Source organism: Pseudomonas sp. K5002 (assembly GCF_013386655.1).
Lineage (GTDB): Bacteria > Pseudomonadota > Gammaproteobacteria > Pseudomonadales > Pseudomonadaceae > Aquipseudomonas.
This window is the reverse complement of record NZ_JACARK010001491.1, coordinates 883-1,481: the sequence shown is the minus strand read 5'-3', so window position 1 is coordinate 1,481 and position 599 is coordinate 883. Positions and strand designations below refer to the sequence as shown.

Below are 599 nucleotides of genomic sequence, written 5' to 3'. Positions count from 1 at the left end.
CGTGGCCCGCGACGAAGCCTTCGCGTTTACCTACGGCGCCAGCCTCGACCTGTTGCGAGCGATGGGCGCCGAGCTGCGCTTCTTCTCGCCGATTCGTGACCGTGCATTGCCCGAAGCTGACAGCCTCTACCTGCCCGGCGGTTATCCGGAATTGCATCACCAGGCGCTGTCGGAAAATACCGCGATGCTCGACGCCATCCGCGCCCACCACACTGCTGGCAAGCCACTGCTGGCCGAATGCGGCGGCATGCTCTATCTGCTGGACTCACTCACCGATGTCGACGGCACCCGTGCCGAACTGGTCGGCCTGCTCCAGGGCGACGCCGTGATGCAAAAGCGTCTGGCGGCACTGGCCCTGCAAAACGTCGAACTGCCCGAAGGCCTCTTGCGCGGTCACACCTACCATCACTCGCTGACCAGCACCGAGTGGCAGCCGATTGCCCGGGGCCTGAGCCCGAATGGCGGGCGCGGTGCCGAGGCGGTTTATCGTCAGGGCCGGATGACGGCTTCCTATGTGCACTTTTACTTCCCGTCCAACCCGATGGCGGTGGCTGCCTTGTTTGCGCCAAGCCTTGAGACTGCCATCGCAGGCAAGCCCG

Annotated in this window: 1 pseudogene; it reads left to right on the top strand. The window is 64.8% G+C overall.

From position 1 onward, the window contains the following. A pseudogene (locus tag HX846_RS37445) lies at positions 1-599 on the top strand (cobyrinate a,c-diamide synthase); the annotation flags it as partial.